Source organism: Microcoleus sp. M2_D5, from assembly GCF_036701935.1.
Classification (GTDB): Bacteria; Cyanobacteriota; Cyanobacteriia; order Cyanobacteriales; family Microcoleaceae; genus Microcoleus.
In genome coordinates, this window is the sequence record NZ_JAUBRP010000010.1 from 1 (window position 1) to 17325 (window position 17325).

The 17325-nt window shown below is 48.1% G+C and carries 27 protein-coding genes; 4 read left to right on the top strand and 23 right to left on the bottom strand.

Annotation, left to right across the window (positions count from 1 at the left end; all coding sequences use genetic code 11):
* The first annotated feature begins 239 nt into the window (after positions 1–239).
* The 3 genes from QUA50_RS06350 to QUA50_RS06360 all read left to right on the top strand — a co-directional run bounded on the left by QUA50_RS06350 (position 240) and on the right by QUA50_RS06360 (position 2232).
* A complete protein-coding gene (locus QUA50_RS06350) occupies positions 240–1100 on the top strand; it encodes an Rpn family recombination-promoting nuclease/putative transposase (protein WP_333267919.1) in 861 nt (286 codons plus the stop codon).
* Between the two features lie 65 nt (positions 1101–1165).
* Positions 1166–1972, top strand: coding sequence for a pentapeptide repeat-containing protein (locus QUA50_RS06355; RefSeq protein WP_333267917.1), 807 nt, complete (start codon positions 1166–1168; stop codon positions 1970–1972).
* A 110-nt stretch (positions 1973–2082) separates the two neighbouring features.
* Positions 2083–2232 carry a hypothetical protein gene (locus QUA50_RS06360; RefSeq protein ID WP_333267915.1) on the top strand — a complete coding sequence of 50 codons (150 nt, stop codon included), beginning with the start codon at positions 2083–2085 and terminating at the stop codon, positions 2230–2232.
* A 1-nt stretch (position 2233) separates the two neighbouring features.
* Here the strand turns inward: QUA50_RS06360 and QUA50_RS06365 are convergent, their stop codons facing one another.
* From QUA50_RS06365 to QUA50_RS06375, 3 genes are read right to left on the bottom strand one after another with little or no spacing between them, the layout of a single operon-like run.
* Complete coding sequence (locus QUA50_RS06365) at positions 2234–2581, bottom strand: helix-turn-helix transcriptional regulator (protein WP_333298580.1); 348 nt, start codon at positions 2579–2581, stop codon at positions 2234–2236.
* Positions 2582–2632: 51 nt separating this feature from the next.
* Positions 2633–2998, bottom strand: coding sequence for a helix-turn-helix transcriptional regulator (locus QUA50_RS06370; RefSeq protein ID WP_333267913.1), 366 nt, complete (start codon positions 2996–2998; stop codon positions 2633–2635).
* A gap of 31 nt (positions 2999–3029) precedes the next feature.
* Positions 3030–3395 carry a helix-turn-helix transcriptional regulator gene (locus QUA50_RS06375; protein WP_333121186.1) on the bottom strand — a complete coding sequence of 122 codons (366 nt, stop codon included), beginning with the start codon at positions 3393–3395 and terminating at the stop codon, positions 3030–3032.
* 138 nt (positions 3396–3533) lie between these two features.
* Between QUA50_RS06375 and QUA50_RS06380 the strand changes: the two genes are divergently transcribed.
* Positions 3534–3971: a hypothetical protein gene (locus QUA50_RS06380; protein WP_333298582.1), complete on the top strand. Its 438-nt coding sequence runs from the start codon at positions 3534–3536 to the stop codon at positions 3969–3971.
* A 15-nt stretch (positions 3972–3986) separates the two neighbouring features.
* On the opposite strand, the gene prfA is transcribed toward QUA50_RS06380, so the two are convergent.
* The 20 genes from prfA to rplX form a co-directional block, all read right to left on the bottom strand.
* Positions 3987–5081 carry a peptide chain release factor 1 gene (prfA, locus tag QUA50_RS06385; protein WP_333267910.1) on the bottom strand — a complete coding sequence of 365 codons (1095 nt, stop codon included), beginning with the start codon at positions 5079–5081 and terminating at the stop codon, positions 3987–3989.
* Between the two features lie 332 nt (positions 5082–5413).
* Complete coding sequence (gene rpmE, locus QUA50_RS06390; RefSeq protein ID WP_333059812.1) at positions 5414–5722, bottom strand: 50S ribosomal protein L31; 309 nt, start codon at positions 5720–5722, stop codon at positions 5414–5416.
* 236 nt (positions 5723–5958) lie between these two features.
* Positions 5959–6369 (bottom strand): 30S ribosomal protein S9, encoded by a 411-nt coding sequence (gene rpsI, locus QUA50_RS06395; RefSeq protein WP_106147490.1) that lies wholly within the window; start codon positions 6367–6369, stop codon positions 5959–5961.
* The gene (gene rplM, locus QUA50_RS06400) at positions 6369–6824 is read right to left on the bottom strand and encodes a 50S ribosomal protein L13 (protein WP_333149649.1); all 456 of its coding nucleotides are present in this window, start codon (positions 6822–6824) and stop codon (positions 6369–6371) included. The genes rpsI and rplM overlap by 1 nt, the downstream gene beginning before the upstream one ends.
* Before the next feature lie 139 nt (positions 6825–6963).
* Positions 6964–7806: a tRNA pseudouridine(38-40) synthase TruA gene (gene truA / locus QUA50_RS06405; RefSeq protein WP_333267907.1), complete on the bottom strand. Its 843-nt coding sequence runs from the start codon at positions 7804–7806 to the stop codon at positions 6964–6966.
* Between the two features lie 28 nt (positions 7807–7834).
* Complete coding sequence (gene rplQ, locus QUA50_RS06410) at positions 7835–8185, bottom strand: 50S ribosomal protein L17 (RefSeq protein WP_006634978.1); 351 nt, start codon at positions 8183–8185, stop codon at positions 7835–7837.
* 124 nt (positions 8186–8309) lie between these two features.
* Positions 8310–9254, bottom strand: a complete 945-nt coding sequence (locus tag QUA50_RS06415; protein ID WP_333267921.1) for a DNA-directed RNA polymerase subunit alpha — start codon at positions 9252–9254, stop codon at positions 8310–8312.
* A 174-nt stretch (positions 9255–9428) separates the two neighbouring features.
* Positions 9429–9827: a 30S ribosomal protein S11 gene (gene rpsK, locus QUA50_RS06420; protein ID WP_006634980.1), complete on the bottom strand. Its 399-nt coding sequence runs from the start codon at positions 9825–9827 to the stop codon at positions 9429–9431.
* A gap of 84 nt (positions 9828–9911) precedes the next feature.
* Positions 9912–10295: a 30S ribosomal protein S13 gene (gene rpsM / locus QUA50_RS06425; protein ID WP_006634981.1), complete on the bottom strand. Its 384-nt coding sequence runs from the start codon at positions 10293–10295 to the stop codon at positions 9912–9914.
* Positions 10296–10378: 83 nt separating this feature from the next.
* Positions 10379–10492: a 50S ribosomal protein L36 gene (rpmJ, locus tag QUA50_RS06430; RefSeq protein ID WP_015178722.1), complete on the bottom strand. Its 114-nt coding sequence runs from the start codon at positions 10490–10492 to the stop codon at positions 10379–10381.
* 364 nt (positions 10493–10856) lie between these two features.
* On the bottom strand, positions 10857–11081 hold the full coding sequence (gene infA, locus QUA50_RS06435) for a translation initiation factor IF-1 (protein ID WP_006276978.1): 225 nt from the start codon (positions 11079–11081) through the stop codon (positions 10857–10859).
* A 293-nt stretch (positions 11082–11374) separates the two neighbouring features.
* Positions 11375–11959 carry an adenylate kinase gene (locus tag QUA50_RS06440; RefSeq protein WP_333267905.1) on the bottom strand — a complete coding sequence of 195 codons (585 nt, stop codon included), beginning with the start codon at positions 11957–11959 and terminating at the stop codon, positions 11375–11377.
* A 5-nt stretch (positions 11960–11964) separates the two neighbouring features.
* Positions 11965–13269 (bottom strand): preprotein translocase subunit SecY, encoded by a 1305-nt coding sequence (gene secY, locus QUA50_RS06445; RefSeq protein ID WP_333267903.1) that lies wholly within the window; start codon positions 13267–13269, stop codon positions 11965–11967.
* A gap of 102 nt (positions 13270–13371) precedes the next feature.
* Positions 13372–13818, bottom strand: a complete 447-nt coding sequence (gene rplO / locus QUA50_RS06450) for a 50S ribosomal protein L15 (RefSeq protein WP_006634984.1) — start codon at positions 13816–13818, stop codon at positions 13372–13374.
* Positions 13819–13964: 146 nt separating this feature from the next.
* The gene (rpsE, locus tag QUA50_RS06455) at positions 13965–14510 is read right to left on the bottom strand and encodes a 30S ribosomal protein S5 (protein ID WP_015178718.1); all 546 of its coding nucleotides are present in this window, start codon (positions 14508–14510) and stop codon (positions 13965–13967) included.
* A gap of 162 nt (positions 14511–14672) precedes the next feature.
* Positions 14673–15035, bottom strand: coding sequence for a 50S ribosomal protein L18 (gene rplR, locus QUA50_RS06460; RefSeq protein WP_333267901.1), 363 nt, complete (start codon positions 15033–15035; stop codon positions 14673–14675).
* 2 nt (positions 15036–15037) lie between these two features.
* On the bottom strand, positions 15038–15586 hold the full coding sequence (gene rplF / locus QUA50_RS06465; protein WP_333057791.1) for a 50S ribosomal protein L6: 549 nt from the start codon (positions 15584–15586) through the stop codon (positions 15038–15040).
* A 264-nt stretch (positions 15587–15850) separates the two neighbouring features.
* Positions 15851–16255: a 30S ribosomal protein S8 gene (rpsH, locus tag QUA50_RS06470; protein WP_190657976.1), complete on the bottom strand. Its 405-nt coding sequence runs from the start codon at positions 16253–16255 to the stop codon at positions 15851–15853.
* A gap of 22 nt (positions 16256–16277) precedes the next feature.
* Positions 16278–16823 (bottom strand): 50S ribosomal protein L5, encoded by a 546-nt coding sequence (gene rplE, locus QUA50_RS06475; RefSeq protein WP_333267899.1) that lies wholly within the window; start codon positions 16821–16823, stop codon positions 16278–16280.
* 139 nt (positions 16824–16962) lie between these two features.
* The gene (rplX, locus tag QUA50_RS06480; RefSeq protein WP_333057790.1) at positions 16963–17325 is read right to left on the bottom strand and encodes a 50S ribosomal protein L24; all 363 of its coding nucleotides are present in this window, start codon (positions 17323–17325) and stop codon (positions 16963–16965) included.

A 17325-nucleotide genomic window follows, 5' to 3' on the forward strand; every position in this document is an offset into this window, starting at 1 on the left:
AACGCATTAAATTGAGAGCCGACCGTCCTACTTAATGTTTTGTTACATACTTATAAATTTTCCCGCCGACCTACTTAGTTAAAAAATACTTTACCAACAGGAGCTCATCTTTGTCAGTGAGAAAAAGTGAGAAAAAGTGAGAAAAAGTAAGGACTTTTCCCAAATCTCCCTAAAATCTCTTCTCAGGTAGATGCCCCTAGGGTTAAACTCTTCTAATCACCCCTAACAACCCAACTTCCTTGGCCTACGACAACACCTGCAAATATCTAGCCGAAAAATTCCCCGCCGCCTTCGTCCGCTGGCTGCTACCAATTGACGAGCCCACCACTGTTCAGGTACTCAAAACCGAACTAATTCAAGAACCCATCCGAGCAGATTCCCTCGTTTTCCTGCAAACGGATAACCAAATTCTACATCTGGAATTTGAAACCAGACCCTACTCCGACCCGCCGATCGCCTTCAGGATGCTAGACTACTACGTTAGGCTCAAACGGCAATACTCCTGTTCCATCAATCAAGTAGTAATCTTTTTGCAGCAAACAGCCTCAGAACAAGTTTTTGTATCCGAGTACACAGACGCGAACACCCGACACGGCTACCGAGTTATCCGCCTGTGGGAACAAGACCCCGCTTCACTGATGTCCGTCCCCGGCTTACTCCCACTCGCGACACTATCCCAAACCGACTCGCCGCGAACTTTGTTAGAGCAAATCGCTACTCAGATTGCTACAATAGAAGAACCGAATCAACAAGCGGATTTACTCGCTTGCACCCAAGTGCTCGCAGGTTTGAGATTTGAAAAAAACTTAATCAGACAACTATTTAGGAAGGAAACTATGCGCGGTTCTGTGATTTACCAAGAAATTCGCGAAGATGGCCTCCTTGAAGGAAGACAACTAGGCCTCCTTGAAGGAAGGAAAGATGAGGCGCTGTCGTTGCTCACTCGCCTGTTGATTCGACGGATTGGTCCGATCGCCCCTGAAACCCGCGAGCAAATTCAGACTTTATCCGTAGAAGAATTAGAGGATTTAGGAGAAGCGCTTTTGGACTTTTCCGAAGCCTCAGATTTAACCAATTGGTTGAACGATCGCCAGCCTTAATTGCGAAAATATAGTCCGATATGTTCAAAACTTCACCAAATATATACTTTAAGGAAACTTAAGCCATGACCGTTGATGAAGCAATCGCGATCGCAGAAACAGTCCTCGATGGCGAAGGCTTAAACGACGTGCAAGAGCTCATCTTCAGACAATGCTGGGAAGGCAGACATTCCTATGAGGAAATTTCTCAACTCTCTCAATATAATGATGAATACATAAAAGCGCTGGCGGCTAAACTCTGGAAACAACTCTCAGAGGCTTTTGATGAAAAAGTAAAAAAAAATAATTTACGCTCTGTTTTTAAGCGATACTTGCGGCGACATCAAGTGACTTTACATCGAACTCAAGTTATTGGAGTTAATCTCAGCGGTGCTAACTTAAGCGGAGCCAGAATATCATTCGCCAACTTAAGTGAATCTGATTCATCAACAGATTTACAGGGTGCAACTATATCTGATTATAATACAGTATCAGATGGAATTATTAAGCCTGAAGACGCGCATAACCAGGGAATTTTGTCAAGCACAGAAGAACGGATTTATCACTGGAACGATCTGCGCTTTCACAGCCAAGAACAAGTAAAAATAGCCGAAGCGCTCGATCGCACAAACACCCTCTTTTTCCCCAACTCCAAAGCCCGCCTCACAACACCCGCAGGCCGACAAAACCAAGAACCAGATTTTCTCATCTTCCACCAAGGCAAATGGGGAATTCTGGAAATATCCCATCCCGACACAGAAAAAGATGAAACGCGCGATCGCCTGTTTGCATCTCACGGTATCAGCATCATCCACTATTGCGACGCTAACAGATGCACAGAAGAACCCGATCGCATTGTCCGAGAATTTTTAGACATATTGAGTCAGGGATAGCGCGAGTGGTTTTTTCGGGCGATCGCATAGGGGCCCAGAAACCGGGTTTTTTACGATAAGACGCGTTGTATCCCGCAGATTCGGTAAAAAACCCGGTTTCTTTGCTTGGAGTGCGTAAGTGCATAAGGGCGATCGCACTCCGTAACAAAGTAGATTTTTCCTTGACAAATTACTCGATTTGTGATGTGCACGAATGGTGGAAATTTTTAAGGGCGATCGGGATCTACTTCTGCAAAACGGGCGATCGCGATCGAGCCTAACTCATTCCCCAGCAGCCTCAGCCGACGCAGCGAATCTCTCCGCCACAGCTTTGCCAATTAGCGCCACCTGACTCAGAGGCAAGAACCTAATTTTATTGACAATATCTTGAATATCTAACGGATCTGAAACTGGCTTCCCATCCAAAAATCTCAGAAGTTCTTCCAGCGAATAACCAGCTCTCGCAGCGAGCTTAGCCAAGTTTTCAGTATCAGGAACCGTATCGCCCCTTTCCCAAAGCTGAACAGCAGTAGCAGAAACGCCCAAAAGCTTGCCAAACGCTCGCTGGCTCATTGTTCCGCGAGCAGTTTTGATGATTTCACTAAGTTTTTGTCTATTTTGGATGTTCACGACTCGAAGGTTACTCAACCGTATCTACCAGTCTACTTACGAAGTGATACATCAACTATATTTCCCAGACGACTCAGCCACCGCCGCGAGTCTATCCATTACCGCTCTACCAATCACGGCTAACTCACTAATCGGCATACACTGAATTTTTTTCAGCAGATCGTTAGTATCTACGGGCTCACGCATGGGCTTGCCTTCCAGATGAGCAAGCAACTCTTCCATCGTAAACCCTGCTCTCACCGCAATCTGAGCCAAATTTTCTGTATCTGGGATGCTCTGACCTTTCTCCCACAACTGAACCGCAGTCGCAGAGACTCCCAGAAGCTTGCCAAATGCCCGCTGACTCATAGAACCGCGAGCTAGTTTGACAATCTCGATCAATTTTTTCTTAGCTTCTGCGTTCACGGTATCAGCCACCAGATAACCACAATTCCCAGTTTACAGAACATCAACCATACTTTCCAGAAGCTACAGCAGCAGCAGCCAGTCGCTCCATACCAGCTCGAACAATCACTGCTAAGTCACTCAGTGGCATACATTGAATTTTCTTAAGCAGCTCGTTGGTATCCAGAGGTTCCTGCACCGGCTTGCCTTCTAGGTGAGCCATGAGCTCTTCCATCGTAAAGCCTGCTCTTGTCGCAATCTGAGTCAAATTTTTCGTATCTGGAATTACCTGCCCCTTTTCCCAATACAAGACAGAAGCAGCAGAAACTCCCAACAGCTTGCCAAAAGCAGTCAGACTCATCGAGCCCCGCGCTAATTTAACAACCTCACTCAGTTTTTTCTTAGCTTCTGCGTCCACGGTATCAGCCACCAGATAACCACAATTCCTAGTTTACTTGTGTACCAACAAATTTACCTGTCTTGCTTGACAGGAGAAGATTTAACAGATAATATTTTAATTATATTGAAAATTTTAATCTTAATGAAAACGAATTTAGGAGAAATAGCAATGACCAAGAGACGCAATCTAAAAACTCACAAGCCCAGCCACACACGCCAAAGCCTTACAGCCTCCGGTTGGCTAAAACCCCAGTGCTGGCAAATCTCCAAAATAGAAGCAGCCGAAGCCCTGAGAATTCCTGTCAACCGCATAGTCAAAGTTTACCCCAAACAACATCAAGTAATAGTCGTTTACCTGAACAAGAAAGGACAAAAATGCAGTTCCTTTTTCAGCTACAGACTATTTGCCAGATGGCAACAAGAGGCGATCGCAGCAATTGCCAGTTGTCGAAACCAGCAAATCCTAGCACCCCTAGAAGTCATTGTACAATACGACCTCGAACATTTCAAATATCCAGTAGCCATCGCCGATGCAATTTGGGAAGCCCTACTCAACCAGATATCCCGCGTAACAAGGGAACTGAGGCTCAGCAAACAATGCGCCTAGCCCCCCATCACTCCATCAATTAGTAGAAGCAGCCAACTCAGCCAAACGTTCCTGCTGATCCTGAGAAATGCAAGTTTGAATAATCCCCTCAATATCCCCTTCCAAAACACTATTGAGCGAGAAATTCTCCCCCAAACGGTGGTCGGTAGCCCGATTGTCCTTATAGTTGTACGTGCGAATCTTCTCCGATCGCGAACCAGTACCAACCTGAGCCAAACGCCGCGACTTCACCTCATCCTGCTGTTCCCGCAACTTCATCTCATAGAGCTTAGCCCGCAAAATTTGCATCGCCCGCTCCTTATTCTGCAACTGACTGCGCTCCTCGGTACAGAAAATCCGAATTCCCGTCGGCTTGTGAAACAAATCCGCAGCAGTTTCCACCTTGTTCACATTTTGACCGCCAGCGCCGCCCGATCGAGCCGTACTCATCTCAATATCCTTCGGATCGATGTGAATCTCCACATCATCAACCTCCGGCATCACAGCCACCGTCGCCGTCGAAGTATGCACTCGGCCGCCAGCCTCAGTCACAGGCACTCGCTGCACCCGGTGTACCCCAGCCTCAAACTTCAGCTTGCTGTAAACGCTGTCGCCCGTAACTTCCAGAATCACCTCTTTAAAGCCGCCCATTTCCGCCAGCGACTCGCTCACCAACTTCACCTGCCAGCCTTGAGTTTGAGCGTAGCGCGAATAGAGCCGCAGCAAATCTCCCGCCCAAATACTAGCCTCATCACCGCCAGTACCGGCCCGAATTTCCAGCATAATATTCTTGTCATCGTTCGGGTCGCGGGGGAGCAGCAAAACCTTCAAACGACTTTCCAAATTCTCCAGCTTCGACTCAAGTTCCTGAACTTCCAGCGCAGCCATTTCTTGCATATCTCGATCGCCCGCGGCTTCCTTGAGAACCTGTCGCGCGCCCACCAAATCTTCCTGAGTCGTTTTCCACAGAGCAAAAGTATCGACCACTTCCTCCAAGGACGATCGAGCTTTCGCTACCCGTTGAAACTCTTGATTGTCCCTAGCCACATCCGGGTCAGCCATGCGGCGAGTCAACTCATTAAAAGTTTGCTCTACCGACTTCAATTTATCCAGCAAATAAGATTCAGCCATTGTCAGTTGTCCTTTTTCAATCGATTTTAGATTTTAGATTTTAGATTTTAGATTTGAAGAACAGTTGGGATAGAATCTCGATCGAACTCAACTGCCAGCCGTAGCAAGTCTTCAATCTCAACTCTCCAATCCGAGGGCGGATCGATTTTAGATTTTAGATTTTAGATTTTAGAACTCAAGAGCAGTTAGGATAGAATGTCGATCGAACTCTACGCGATCGAACTCAACTGCCTGCCTAGCGAAGTCTTCAATCTAAAATCTAAAATCCGAGGGCGGTAAGTTGCCAGTAGAAAGAACTACTCTCAACAAACTGCGGACAAATGACAATCCGGCTACTTCTTCTTTTTGCCTTTACCAGCCGCCTTAGCAGCATCTGCTTTCGGATCTTCCATTTTCAGCGGTCCAGAGGAAGCATCTGCCTTCGGCATTTCTACCTCGGTCATCCCGTATTTCCGCATAAAGCGCTCGACACGACCTTCAGTATCAATAATCTTCTGAGTGCCAGTATAAAAAGGATGATTTCCAGACCAGACATCAACTTGAAGCTTTGGTCTAGTGGAACCCACAGTCATCACAAGTTCCCCGTTGCAATAAACCTGAGATTCGGGATACCACTCAGGGTGAATGCCATCTTTTGCCATTGTTTTTTACTCTCTAATTTTTGACTTTACAACCATTTTAGCTGCCGCAGGACTTGTACACCAACAACAGCAAGAATTTTGCCTGATATCTGTTGGAACCAGCGATCGTCCATAGCAAATAGAATTGAAAAAAAAGGAAGATAGAATCTGGATAATTTTGCCTTCTTCCCTCTTCCCTCTTCCTTCTATCCGTTACATCCGTTACATCCGTTACACAATCCGCTGCCGAACCTCGATTACCGCTTCGAGTATTGAGGAGCTTTGCGAGCTTTCCGCAAACCGTACTTTTTCCGTTCTTTTGCCCGCGGGTCGCGAGTCAAATAGCCCTCAGTCTTCAGAGGCTTGCGATTGTCGGGGTCTAATTGACAAAGTGCTCTAGCGACACCCAAGCGAATCGAGTCAGCCTGACCTGTCAAGCCACCGCCTTCGACTTTTACCAAAATGTCGTACTCATTTTCCAGACCCAAAGTTTCCAGAGGGGCCTTAGCCAAAGCCAAATAAGTAGGGTTGAATTGCAGGTACAAATCCCCCTCTTTACCATTGACTGTCAGTATGCCAGTGCCGGGAACCAAGCGCACCCGCGCTACTGAACATTTGCGGCGACCGGTACCCCAGTACACAGCGCGGCCGGTATCTGTTGCTTGCATTACTCATTTCCTCCCGGAATCGTGTGAACAATTAACTCTTCTGGTTTTTGAGCTGCGTGTGGATGGTTAGGGCCAGCGTACACTTTCAGCTTAGTAAACAGTTGTCTGCCCAGAGAAGTGTGAGGCAGCATTCCTCGTATTGCTTCTTCGACAATTCTTTCGGGCAAACGTGCTTGCAATTTGGCAAAAGTTTCTGTTTTCATGCCGCCCGGTCTTCCAGAATGGCGGCGGTAGATTTTCTGGGTACGTTTTTTGCCAGTAACAGCGATTTTGTCTGCATTGATGACAATGACGAAGTCGCCGGTATCCATAGAAGGAGTGTAAGTCGGTTTGTGTTTCCCCCGGAGGTACATGGCAACTTCTGTTGCCAGACGGCCCAGCCGCTGGTCGGCGGCATCGACCACGTACCACTTGTGCTCTAGGGAGTCTTGAGTAGGGACGTAAGTTTTGTTCATTGTTTGTTGTTAGTTGTCTGTTAACTGTTAACTGTTGTTAGGTGTCAGTTGTCAGTTGTCAGTTGTCAGTTTTTAATTGTTAGTTGTCCTTAGTTTTTTATTAGTAGTTACCTAATGACTAATGACTAATGACTAATGACTAATGACTAATGACTAATTTTGGCTGAGTGTCGTACCAGACCTCTGGGGGAAAGGGAAATTCTGAATAGCCAACCCGCAGCAGGCACAAACCTTGAGCGGGAGCGGCATATTTTACCATTTCTCGGCGTTCGTTGACCCAGATATCGGTGAAATTGTCGATCGGCCTTTCCCCGCGACCCACCTGCACCAGCAACCCCACCAGCAGCCGCATCATCCCGTACAGAAACCCGCTTGCCTGAACCTCAATATAGATAAGAGGCCCAGAACGCTGACACTCGGCCGCTTGCACGTCCACCCAGGAATGGGGGCGGGCAGAACCCGCGCGGTGGAAAGCAGCCAGGTGATGCCGCCCGATGAGCGGTGTCAAAGCTGTCTGAATCAAAGATTCATCCACAGGTGCGTGATAGCAGTGCCAAGCAAAAGGACGCACAAACAAATTCGGAGTCGGGTCTGTATAAAGGGTGTAGCGATAGCGCCGCCAACTGGCTGAGAACCGAGCGTGCCAGGTAGGTTCAACCTTTGCCGAAGCTCGAATTAAAATATCTTTTGCCAGTCGAGAGTTGAGAACGCTTGCCCAGCGGTGAGCCGGAATTGGGCCGCGGGCATCAAAATGCGCTACTTGAGCAGCAGCGTGAACTCCCGCATCAGTTCTCCCAGCAGCGTGCAGCGTTACCGGGCGTTCCAGAACAGTCGATATTGCTGTTTCAATTTCTTCTTGTACTGTACGCTGGTTCGGCTGTCGCTGCCAACCGTGAAAGTTAGTGCCGAGGTATTGGATCACCAGAGCAACGCGCTGTATCGATTGGGGATTTTCGATTGGGGAGTTTGGATTGTCAGTCATAAATCACAAATCTCCAACCAAAATGGAATTAAACCAGTTCAACGATCGCCATTTCGGAATTGTCTCCTTGACGGGGGACAGTTCGCACTACGCGGGTGTAGCCGCCGTTGCGCGAGCCGTACCGTTCTTGGGCAGCCTCAAACAGGGCGTGTACTAACTGTTTATCGTAGATATAGCCCATAGCTTGGCGGCGAGAGGCTAAGGAGCCATCTTTGGCCAGGGTAATCATCCTGTCCGCCTCTGAGCGCAGCGCTTTGGCGCGGGCTAGAGTGGTAGTGATTTTACCGTGGCGGATTAATTCGGTGGTCAGCGAGCGCAGTAGGGCGCGGCGCTGGTCAGCCGGTTTGCTGAGTTGGGGAACGCGACAGCGGTGACGCATGGCAGTTGGTAATTGGTAATTGGTAATTGGGTGCCGGGATAGTCCGCGATCTAGGGGGGTGATTTCTTTAACTTAAAAACTCACCTACTTAAAATTCAGAACTTTTTTACCCGTTACCCGTTGATTAACTTTTAGCTGATTTTTCCTGGGGCAAGGTAATGCCCAAGCGTTTTTGTAAAGCTTCAATCACTTCTTCTGCGGACTTCTGCCCGAAGTTCTTGATCTCGAGCAAGTCTTCTTGGGTATAATCCAATAAGTCTGCGACTGAGTTGATCTGAGCCCGCTTGAGACAGTTGTAAGCCCGGACGGACAACTGCAATTCTTCGATCGGAATTTGGCTGGTAGGATCGGCTTCACCTGGATACTCTGGTTTGAGAGAATCGTGGGTGATGTCTTTGAGAGGTGCAAATAAATCTACCAGGATGTTGGCAGATTGACTCAAAGCTTCTTGAGGAGTCACGCTGCCATCAGTCCAGATTTCCATAATCAGCCGGTCTTTCTCGACCGTGCCGCCTACCCTAGCATCTTCAACGCTGTAGTTGACTCTGCGAATCGGCATAAAGATGGCGTCAATTTGGAGAAAATCCAAAGCCGACCCATCATCGCGACTGCGGTCTACTGCCCGGTATCCGATGCCTTTTTCAATTCTGAATTCCATTTCCAGAACTGAGCCCGGCGAGAGAGTTGCAATGTACTGGGAGCGATCGATCAATTCCACCTCTGAGGGCAAATCGAATCGATCGGCCGTAACGGTGACGGGCCCCTCAATCCGCAACCTGCCGATTTGCGGCTGCTGAGAATGAGTTTTAAGGACGACCTCTTTCATGTTCAGGAGAATTTCTAGAACATCCTCACGTACCCCTTCGATCGTGGCAAACTCGTGATTGACGCCCGCGATTCGGACTGAAGTTACTGCCGTTCCTTCCAAGTTTGAAAGCAGAACTCGCCTCAGCGCATTCCCAACAGTTGTTCCCTGACCGCGATCGAGCGGTTCCAGGACAAATTTTCCGTACTGACTGCGGTCTTTGTCAGTGTTAGACTCTATACATTCAATTTGAAACTGCGCCACGGAGTGACCTCCCTTTTCCACTTTGGATTTTTGATTTTGGATTTTAGATTGCAGAGCATACCCCTGAACGGATTTCGGATTTTGGATGGACGGGGCAACAGTTAGAACCATTAGTTTTTGACTTTAAGCAGTTAGCCATTATCCAAAATCTAAAATCTAAAATCTCAAATCGTTTTAGACTCTACGCCGCTTGGGAGGGCGACAGCCGTTGTGAGGAATTGGGGTAACATCTCTAATCAGGGTGATTTCCAGTCCCGCCCCTTGCAGCGCCCGGATTGCAGTTTCTCTACCTGCTCCAGGCCCGCTCACCATTACTTCTATTTGGCGCATTCCTTGGTCGTTGGCTCTGCGGGCAGCACTTTCGGCTGCTGTTTGAGCGGCAAAGGGAGTTCCCTTTTTAGCTCCTTTAAAACCGCTGGAACCTGCCGATGCCCAGGATATCACTTCGCCGTTGAGGTCGGTAATAGTTACAATCGTGTTGTTAAAGGTAGACTGGATGTAGCCTACCCCATTGGGTACATTCCGTTTCTGCTTTTTTGCACCAGATTTCTTGCCTGTTTGTTGTCGCGCCATATTAGTCTCTTTAACGTTTCTCTCAACTAATGTCCCGAAGCGCTAGGAGCCAGCGGCCCCCAGCATATTTTTCCCAAAAAGATGTTACTTCTTGGAAGGTGCCTTTTTCTTGCCCGCAACTGTTCGGCGGACGCCGCGACGGGTTCTGGCGTTGGTACGGGTTCGTTGTCCCCGCACCGGCAGACCCAAACGGTGACGCCGACCGCGATAAGTTCCGATGTCCATCAGGCGCTTGATGTTCATTGACTCCCAGCGCCGGAGGTCTCCTTCGATTTGGTATGTGGTTTCTACATGAGCCCGCAGAGCGGTCACGTCGGCCTCTGTTAAATCCTTGACGCGAGTGTCAGGATTTACGCCTGTTGCAGCGATAATTTTTTGGGCCCTCGACAAGCCTATTCCGTAAATGTATGTCAGACCTATTTCGACGCGCTTATCGCGTGGAAGGTCTACCCCGGCAATCCGTGCCACACTTTTTGTCTCCCTAGTTTTCCTGTTTGGCTACAATGTTCAATTAGGATGCACCTGCGTGCAGTGCCCAATTTTCCTTTTTTCTAACCTTGGCGCTGTTTGTGTTTCGGGTTAGTGCATATCACCATCACTCGACCGCGACGGCGGATGACGCGACATTTCTCACAAATTTTTTTGACAGATGCTCGAACTTTCATCTTTCTTCCTGCCTGGAGAACCCCGCTCTAGCGGAGAACAGGCACGCTGGGACTGCCCGTAGAGCGGTGGGAGGAGAGGCTGGGCAAGGTGTAGACCTCTCCTCGATTAAATTGTATAAAGTGCGGGTTGTTTCATGAAGGGGCCCGCTTGCACCCACTCCCATTGCTGGGTAAATTTCGCCTGCGCCAGAGTGGTGGCGAGCGAGATTTTTACGGTGTAACAATGACTTAACCCGATACACCGGTAGGTTGTTGACGCCCTTCTCGGCAACACTACAAACGTAGCATTATAGCATAAATTTGAAGCTTTTTACCAAATTCTCTCTAAATTAAACTTAGAGTTTTTAGAAAGTTTTATCTAAGCCTATTTTTTCCGAAGGCGATATGTAATCCTGCCTTTGGTCAAGTCATAGGGAGTCAATTCGACTTTGACGCGATCGCCAGGCAGAATTTTGATGTAGTTGCGGCGGATCTTGCCGGAAATGTGAGCCAGCACGTTAAACCCGTTATCTAGGTCAACGCGAAACATCGCATTGGGCAGGGATTCCGTCACTGTCCCTTCCATTTCAATTAAATCTTGCTTAGACAATTTGGTATTTACCTCAACTCTACATTTGATTAACTAGGAGTGTCCCGGCGTTGGCCTCAAAACCTATTTACTGGAAGGAGTCAAACGGGAACGGGGGGCAATAATTAGGGCGACTCGATCGACTTCTTGACTCAACCAATCGCTCGCTTTAGCTTTACTTGAGTAAAGTTGTGGCAATTAGTATCGAGTTCAATCCGGTCTCTAACAACCCTCACAAAACCCGATCGCACAAAAAGCTCCTAGTTAACATATCTTAGCAAAAGCTTGTGAGTAACAAGCTGTATTGATAGGGTTCAAGAGTCGTGCCAGAGAGATTGTTGGAGTTCTGCGGTGACTAATTCCATCTGTCGATCGCCATCAACCGCAACTAACTGTTGGCGGCCGCTGTAAAAATCAATCAAAGGCTCAGTTTGCTCGCGATAAACTTGCAACCTGCGGCGGATCGTCTCCTCATTGTCATCCTGCCGGCCCCGCGACAGCAGGCGAGACACCAAAATTTCGTCAGGCACGTCGAGATTAACTGCTTTGAGACCAAATTTCGGGTTCGATGTACTCACCTCGGCACCGCTAAGGTCCAGCAGCAGTTTGTCTAAAAAAGTTGCCTGGGTAACAGTGCGGGGAAAGCCGTCGAGAATCCAGCCAGCATTCGCGTCCGGTTCATTCAAGCGTTCCTGCACGATATCCATCAGCAATTGGTCGGGAACCAACTCACCCCTGTCCATGTAAGCTTGCGCCTTTAGGCCCAAGGCAGTTTTCGCTACCACGCAGGCGCGCAGGATTTCGCCCGTAGAAATATGTGGTATTTTCCAGAGAGCGGATAATATCTGAGCCTGAGTTCCCTTTCCCGCCCCTGGAGGCCCCATGAAAATAAATTGCATTGCGATTACTTCACCATTCCTTCATATCGTTGGGAGATGACGTAAGTTTGAATTTGCTTAGCAGTTTCGATCGCCACACCTACTAAAATCAGTAGGGAAGTTGCGCCAAAACCTCTAAAAGTTTGCACGCCGATCGCGCTTTCTACAGCAGTTGGTACAATGGCCACCAGACCTAGAAAAATCGCTCCCAAGAAAGTCAAACGGTTCAAAACCTTCTCCACATAATCACTTGTTTTCTGACCCGGGCGAATTCCCGGAATGCTAGCGCCCATTTTCTTCAAGTTTTGAGACATATCTACGGGGTTGACAATCAACGAAGCGTAGAAATAGCTGAAGAACAGAATCAAAGTTAGATAAAACAGCGCGTAAGCCCAAGGGGCAGGGCCGTTCGGACTCAAAACATTAGCAACTTGAACCAAAAACGGGTTATTGAGAGATTGAGCGAGGAAAGAAGGCACAATCAACACCGAAGATGCAAAAATAATCGGCATCACTCCGCCTTGATTCAAACGCAGGGGCAGATAACTCCGGCTCTCCCGATAAACTTTGCGGCCGACTTGGCGACGGGCAGAAATAATCGGAATGCGGCGAGTACCTTCCTGAACAAAAACAATCCCGACAATCGTCACCAAAAAGACCAGCAGTAGAACGACTACGCGGCCGACAACTTGCGTGTCCCCACTTTGAGCCAATTCAAAAGTTTGTCCCAAAGAGCGCGGCAATACCGACACAATATTGATAAAAATCAACAACGAAGCTCCGTTCCCGATACCTCGTTCCGTCACCACTTCCGATATCCACATCACAAACATTGAGCCGGCTGTCAGAGCCAAAGCAGTTTCTGCTATGAATAAAGGCCCTGGAGATTGAGCAAAAGGGCTGACCCAAATTGCAATGCCAATACTTTGCAGAATTGCCCAGCCCAATGAAACGTAGCGAGTAATTTGAGAAATCTTGCGCCGCCCTGCTTCTCCTTCATTTTTCTGCAAGTCTTCTAAACTTGGCAGAGCCGCAGTTAGAAGTTGCACAATAATTGAAGCATTAATGTAGGGCAAAATCCCCAGCGCGAAAATCCCCAAAGCTGACAAGCCGCCTCCTGAGAACAAATCCAGAAAGCCAATTAAAGGGCTATTTTGGACGTTTTGGGCAAAGGCGACTCGATCGATGCCGGGGACTGGCAAGTGGACACCCAGGCGTACTAAAATCAGTAAGCCAAGGGTTACAAGGATGCGGCCTCGTAAACCAGCAGCTTGAGCCATCTGCATGAACGTCTCTTGTGCAGTTGGCGCTTTTTCTCTACTAACGTCCATAGTTACGATTTTGGATTTTAGATTTGGGATTTTCGACTAAATCATTTTCTGATAGCAAGCTTGAGGATTTGAGAAAAGGACATACTCTCAAACCTCAAATCTTCACGCAACTAATTCGCAACTTCCGCCTGCAGCTTCAATTTTGGTGCGAGCACCTGCGGTAAAAGCCGAGGCGCGCACTTGCAAAGGTACATTCAGTTCACCATCTCCTAAGATTTTCAGTGGCCCGTCGTCTGTGGTGACAATTTTTGCTTGGATCAAAGAGGTGAGAGTAACTTCTGTGTTTGCTGGCAGCGATGCTAATTTACTTACATTAATGGTAGTGTACTCTTTCCGGTTCACTAGAGGGAAGCTTTTCAACTTGGGGAGACGGCGGTAGAGAGGATTTTGACCTCCTTCAAAACCGGGTCTAGTGCCGCTACCGGCTCTAGATTTTTGACCGCGCATCCCTTTGCCGGAGCTCGCGCCTTGACCGGCAGAAATACCTCTGCCCAAGCGTCGGGGGCGCTTTTGGGAGCCTGCTTTGGGTCGGGCGTCTTGCAATCTCATAGTTTTAGTAATTGGTAGTTGGTAATTGGTATTTAGAGAGCGGGTACGCAGTAGTTTTGAGTGCGTGAGTTTTGAGTTGCGGATTTTTTTATTTTCACCGCAAGCACTTAACACTCAAAACTTACAGTTTCCCATTCTCGCGTGCCCTAACCGTAGAGGTTTTCTACTGGAATTCCGCGCTCTTGAGCAACTTCGGACAAGGTGCGGAGGGTGGAGAGGGCATTGACTGCGGCTCGGGCGTTGTTTAAGGGATTTCCAGAACCTAGCTGTTTGGCTAAGATGTTGCGGACTCCTGCTAGTTCGAGAACTGTTCGCACTGCTCCCCCTGCAATTACGCCTGTTCCCGGAGCGGCAGGCCGCATCATGACTTTAGCTCCGCCACCGTCACCGTTGATGGGGTGAGGGATGGAGTTAGATTTGGTGAGGGGGACTTCAATTAGGTGCTTTTTGCCGTCAGCGACGCCTTTTTTAACGGCACCGATTACGTCGCTAGCTTTGCCGACTCCAACTCCAACTTGACCGCGTTCGTTGCCGATAATGACTATGGCGCGGAAGCTGAGTTTTTTACCGCCTTTGACTACTTTAGTAACGCGCCGGATCTGAACGACCCGTTCTTGCCATTCGGATTCTTTTTCGCGCGTTTTGTTGCTGCTGCTTTTTTTCTTGGTGCGCTGTTCTTTTTGTTCTGCCATAGTTTTGTCCTGTGGGAATTAGTAATTGGTGAAAGGCGATCGGCAAGTGGTAATTGTTTGAGTAAAAAGTAAAAATAGAAGAAATTTGGATTTGGCCTTTTAACTTTCAACTTTTGACTTTTTACTTTTTAATTACTCATTACCCGCTACCCATTACCCCCTCTAGAAGTCTAACCCCGCTTCGCGAGCTGCTTCTGCGAGGGCTTTGACACGACCGTGATAGAGGTTGCCTCCCCGATCGAATACGACTTTGACTATGCCAGCGCTGGAACAGCGTTTGGCAATCAACTGACCGACTTGCACGCTCGCGGAGCAGTTGGCACCTGAACTGAGAGTTGACTTCAATTCGGGATCTAGGGTTGACGCGGCGGCTAAAGTGTGCTGTGCCGTGTCGTCGATTACTTGAGCGTAGATGTGCTGCTCCGAGCGAAATACCGCTAGTCTGGGACGTTCGGCCGTGCCGAACACCTTGCGCCGAACACGGCGGTGTCTGCGCTGGACTGATTCTTTGCGAGTAAGCTTCATTGTTACTTCTTACCTGTTTTGCCTGTTTTACCAGCTTTGCGCCGGACGACTTCGCCGCTGTAGCGAATGCCTTTGCCCTTGTAGACTTCGGGCGGACGCACCGCGCGGATGCGGGCTGCTGTATTGCCTACGAGTTCTTTGTCAATGCCGGAGACAATGACGTTGGTGTTGCCTTCAACTGCCATTGTGATGCCTTCGGGAGGGGGCATTTCAACGGGTTTGCTGTAACCGACGTTTAAAATCAGGTTCCGTCCTTGAACCTGTGCCCGATAACCTGTGCCGATAATTTCCAGGCGCCGCTGAAAACCTTCTGATACACCTTCGACCATGTTGGCGACGAGGGTGCGGCACAAGCCGTGCAGTTGTCTGGCGACGCGAGATTCGTCTCGGCGGGTAACGAGTAAAGTCTCGCCTTCAATTCCCATGAGGATTTCGGCTGGGATAACTCGGGAAAGTTCACCTTTAGGGCCTTTGACGGCTACTTTTTGACCGTCTAGGGTGACGGTGACTTTCGTGGGGATGCTAATCGGACGCTTGCCAATTCGCGACATAGTTTTTTGTCCTTTGTTTTTAGTTATTAGTCCTTGATTATTAGTCTTTAGTTATTAGTCTTTAGCGATCGATTTTTGAGTTTGTTATGAAAAGTGACTAATGACCCGTAAGAAACTGGTACAAGCCGCCTACACTAATGAACTCAGTGGATACTCCCCCAATTTTAGATCGAAGTTCAAGCTTTCAGATTTAATTCTGCAAGTCAATCTAAAATCTAAAATCTAAAATCTAAAATCGACTGACTAATGACTAATGACTAATGACTACCAAACATAACAAAGCACTTCACCGCCCAAACCTTGGCGTCGAGCTTCTCGATCGGTCATAATGCCGCTGGAGGTAGAAATAATGGCAATGCCAATTCCGCCTAATACTCTTGGCAATTCTTTACGGTTCGAGTAAACGCGCAGCCCTGGTTTGCTGACTCGCTTAAGTGCCGTGATAATGGGCTTGCGAGTTTTACCTTTGTACTTTAGAGAAAGCACTAAATGTCGCTTCACCCCTTCTGCTTCTGCTTCTTCAAATTCGCCGATGAAGCCTTCACTTTTGAGGACTTGGGCGATGCTGCGGGTCATTTTTGTAGCTGGAATTTGCGTTGTTTGGTGGCGCGCCATGCAAGAATTGCGAATGCGCGTCAACATATCTGCTATGGTATCGTTAGCTGCCATCTTTTGCTTCTTACTCTAGTGCTTAGTTGTCCCGGAACGGCATTCCCATTTCTTTAAGCAAGGCGCGTCCTTCTTCGTCGGTGTTTGCTGTGGTGATAATTGAAATGTCCATGCCTCGAATTTGATCGATGCGGTCATATTCTATTTCTGGAAAAATGAGCTGTTCTCTCAGACCCAAGCTGTAGTTGCCGCGCCCGTCGAAGCTTTTGGGGCTGATGCCGCGGAAGTCGCGGATGCGGGGAAGTGCGAGGTTGATGAGCCGATCGAGAAAATCGTACATCCGATCGCCGCGCAGCGTCACCATAACGCCGACGGGTACTCCTTTGCGGATTTTGAAGCCTGCGATCGCTTTTTTCGCCCGCGTCACCACTGGTTTTTGCCCGGTGATGATGCCAATTTCGTCGATCGACGAATCGAGTGCCTTAGCGTTTTGAGATGCTTCTCCCAAACCGCGGTTCACTGTGACTTTGACGAGTTTGGGAACCTGATGGATATTAGTATATTTAAACTGATCCATCAGTGTGGGAACGATTTTTCCTTGATAAAGAACCTTGAGTTTGTCCGGCATAGTTTTTGTGTTTCGTTAACTGTCCCTGGGCTTGGTCAGGGAATTGGTTTTTGTCAGTTGTCCGTTGTCAGTTGTCCGTTGTCCGTTGTCCGTTGTCAGGAAAGCATTTGTCTAATGACTAATGACTAATGACTAATGACTAATTATCGATGATTTCTCCAGTTTTTTTGAGCTGTCGGAGTTTCCGGCCATCTTCGCTAAATGTATAGCAAACGCGGCTAGCTATTTTTTCTTTTTCGGAATAGTGCATAACATTTGAGCTGTGAATGGGAGCCTCAAACGTGAGTATTTTCCCGGACTCTCCCTCTTGCTGGGGCTTGACGTGCTTTGTTCTGATGTTGACACCTTTAACAATTACTTTGCTGACTTTAGGATATGTCTTTAAGATTTCTCCGACTTTTCCTTTCTCTTTGCCAGTAATTATTTGCACGGTGTCGCCTGCTTTGACGTGCATTCTGTAGCGCTGAGGTTCGCTAGTTGGTTTACCCTTTTTTCCGTACAT

Excerpts from the sequence above, each read along its gene's own strand:
- QUA50_RS06355 (WP_333267917.1), top strand. The coding sequence starts at position 1,166 with ATGACCGTTGATGAAGCAATCGCGATCGCAGAAACAGTCCTCGATGGC.
- QUA50_RS06380 (WP_333298582.1), top strand. The coding sequence starts at position 3,534 with ATGACCAAGAGACGCAATCTAAAAACTCACAAGCCCAGCCACACACGC.
- prfA (WP_333267910.1), bottom strand. The coding sequence starts at position 5,081 with ATGGCTGAATCTTATTTGCTGGATAAATTGAAGTCGGTAGAGCAAACT.
- rpmE (WP_333059812.1), bottom strand. The coding sequence starts at position 5,722 with ATGGCAAAAGATGGCATTCACCCTGAGTGGTATCCCGAATCTCAGGTT.
- rpsI (WP_106147490.1), bottom strand. The coding sequence starts at position 6,369 with ATGCAAGCAACAGATACCGGCCGCGCTGTGTACTGGGGTACCGGTCGC.
- rplM (WP_333149649.1), bottom strand. The coding sequence starts at position 6,824 with ATGAACAAAACTTACGTCCCTACTCAAGACTCCCTAGAGCACAAGTGG.
- truA (WP_333267907.1), bottom strand. The coding sequence starts at position 7,806 with ATGACTGACAATCCAAACTCCCCAATCGAAAATCCCCAATCGATACAG.
- rplQ (WP_006634978.1), bottom strand. The coding sequence starts at position 8,185 with ATGCGTCACCGCTGTCGCGTTCCCCAACTCAGCAAACCGGCTGACCAG.
- rpsK (WP_006634980.1), bottom strand. The coding sequence starts at position 9,827 with ATGGCGCGACAACAAACAGGCAAGAAATCTGGTGCAAAAAAGCAGAAA.
- rpmJ (WP_015178722.1), bottom strand. The coding sequence starts at position 10,492 with ATGAAAGTTCGAGCATCTGTCAAAAAAATTTGTGAGAAATGTCGCGTC.
- QUA50_RS06440 (WP_333267905.1), bottom strand. The coding sequence starts at position 11,959 with ATGCAATTTATTTTCATGGGGCCTCCAGGGGCGGGAAAGGGAACTCAG.
- secY (WP_333267903.1), bottom strand. The coding sequence starts at position 13,269 with ATGGACGTTAGTAGAGAAAAAGCGCCAACTGCACAAGAGACGTTCATG.
- rplO (WP_006634984.1), bottom strand. The coding sequence starts at position 13,818 with ATGAGATTGCAAGACGCCCGACCCAAAGCAGGCTCCCAAAAGCGCCCC.
- rpsE (WP_015178718.1), bottom strand. The coding sequence starts at position 14,510 with ATGGCAGAACAAAAAGAACAGCGCACCAAGAAAAAAAGCAGCAGCAAC.
- rplR (WP_333267901.1), bottom strand. The coding sequence starts at position 15,035 with ATGAAGCTTACTCGCAAAGAATCAGTCCAGCGCAGACACCGCCGTGTT.
- rplF (WP_333057791.1), bottom strand. The coding sequence starts at position 15,586 with ATGTCGCGAATTGGCAAGCGTCCGATTAGCATCCCCACGAAAGTCACC.
- rpsH (WP_190657976.1), bottom strand. The coding sequence starts at position 16,255 with ATGGCAGCTAACGATACCATAGCAGATATGTTGACGCGCATTCGCAAT.
- rplE (WP_333267899.1), bottom strand. The coding sequence starts at position 16,823 with ATGCCGGACAAACTCAAGGTTCTTTATCAAGGAAAAATCGTTCCCACA.
- rplX (WP_333057790.1), bottom strand. The coding sequence starts at position 17,325 with ATGTACGGAAAAAAGGGTAAACCAACTAGCGAACCTCAGCGCTACAGA.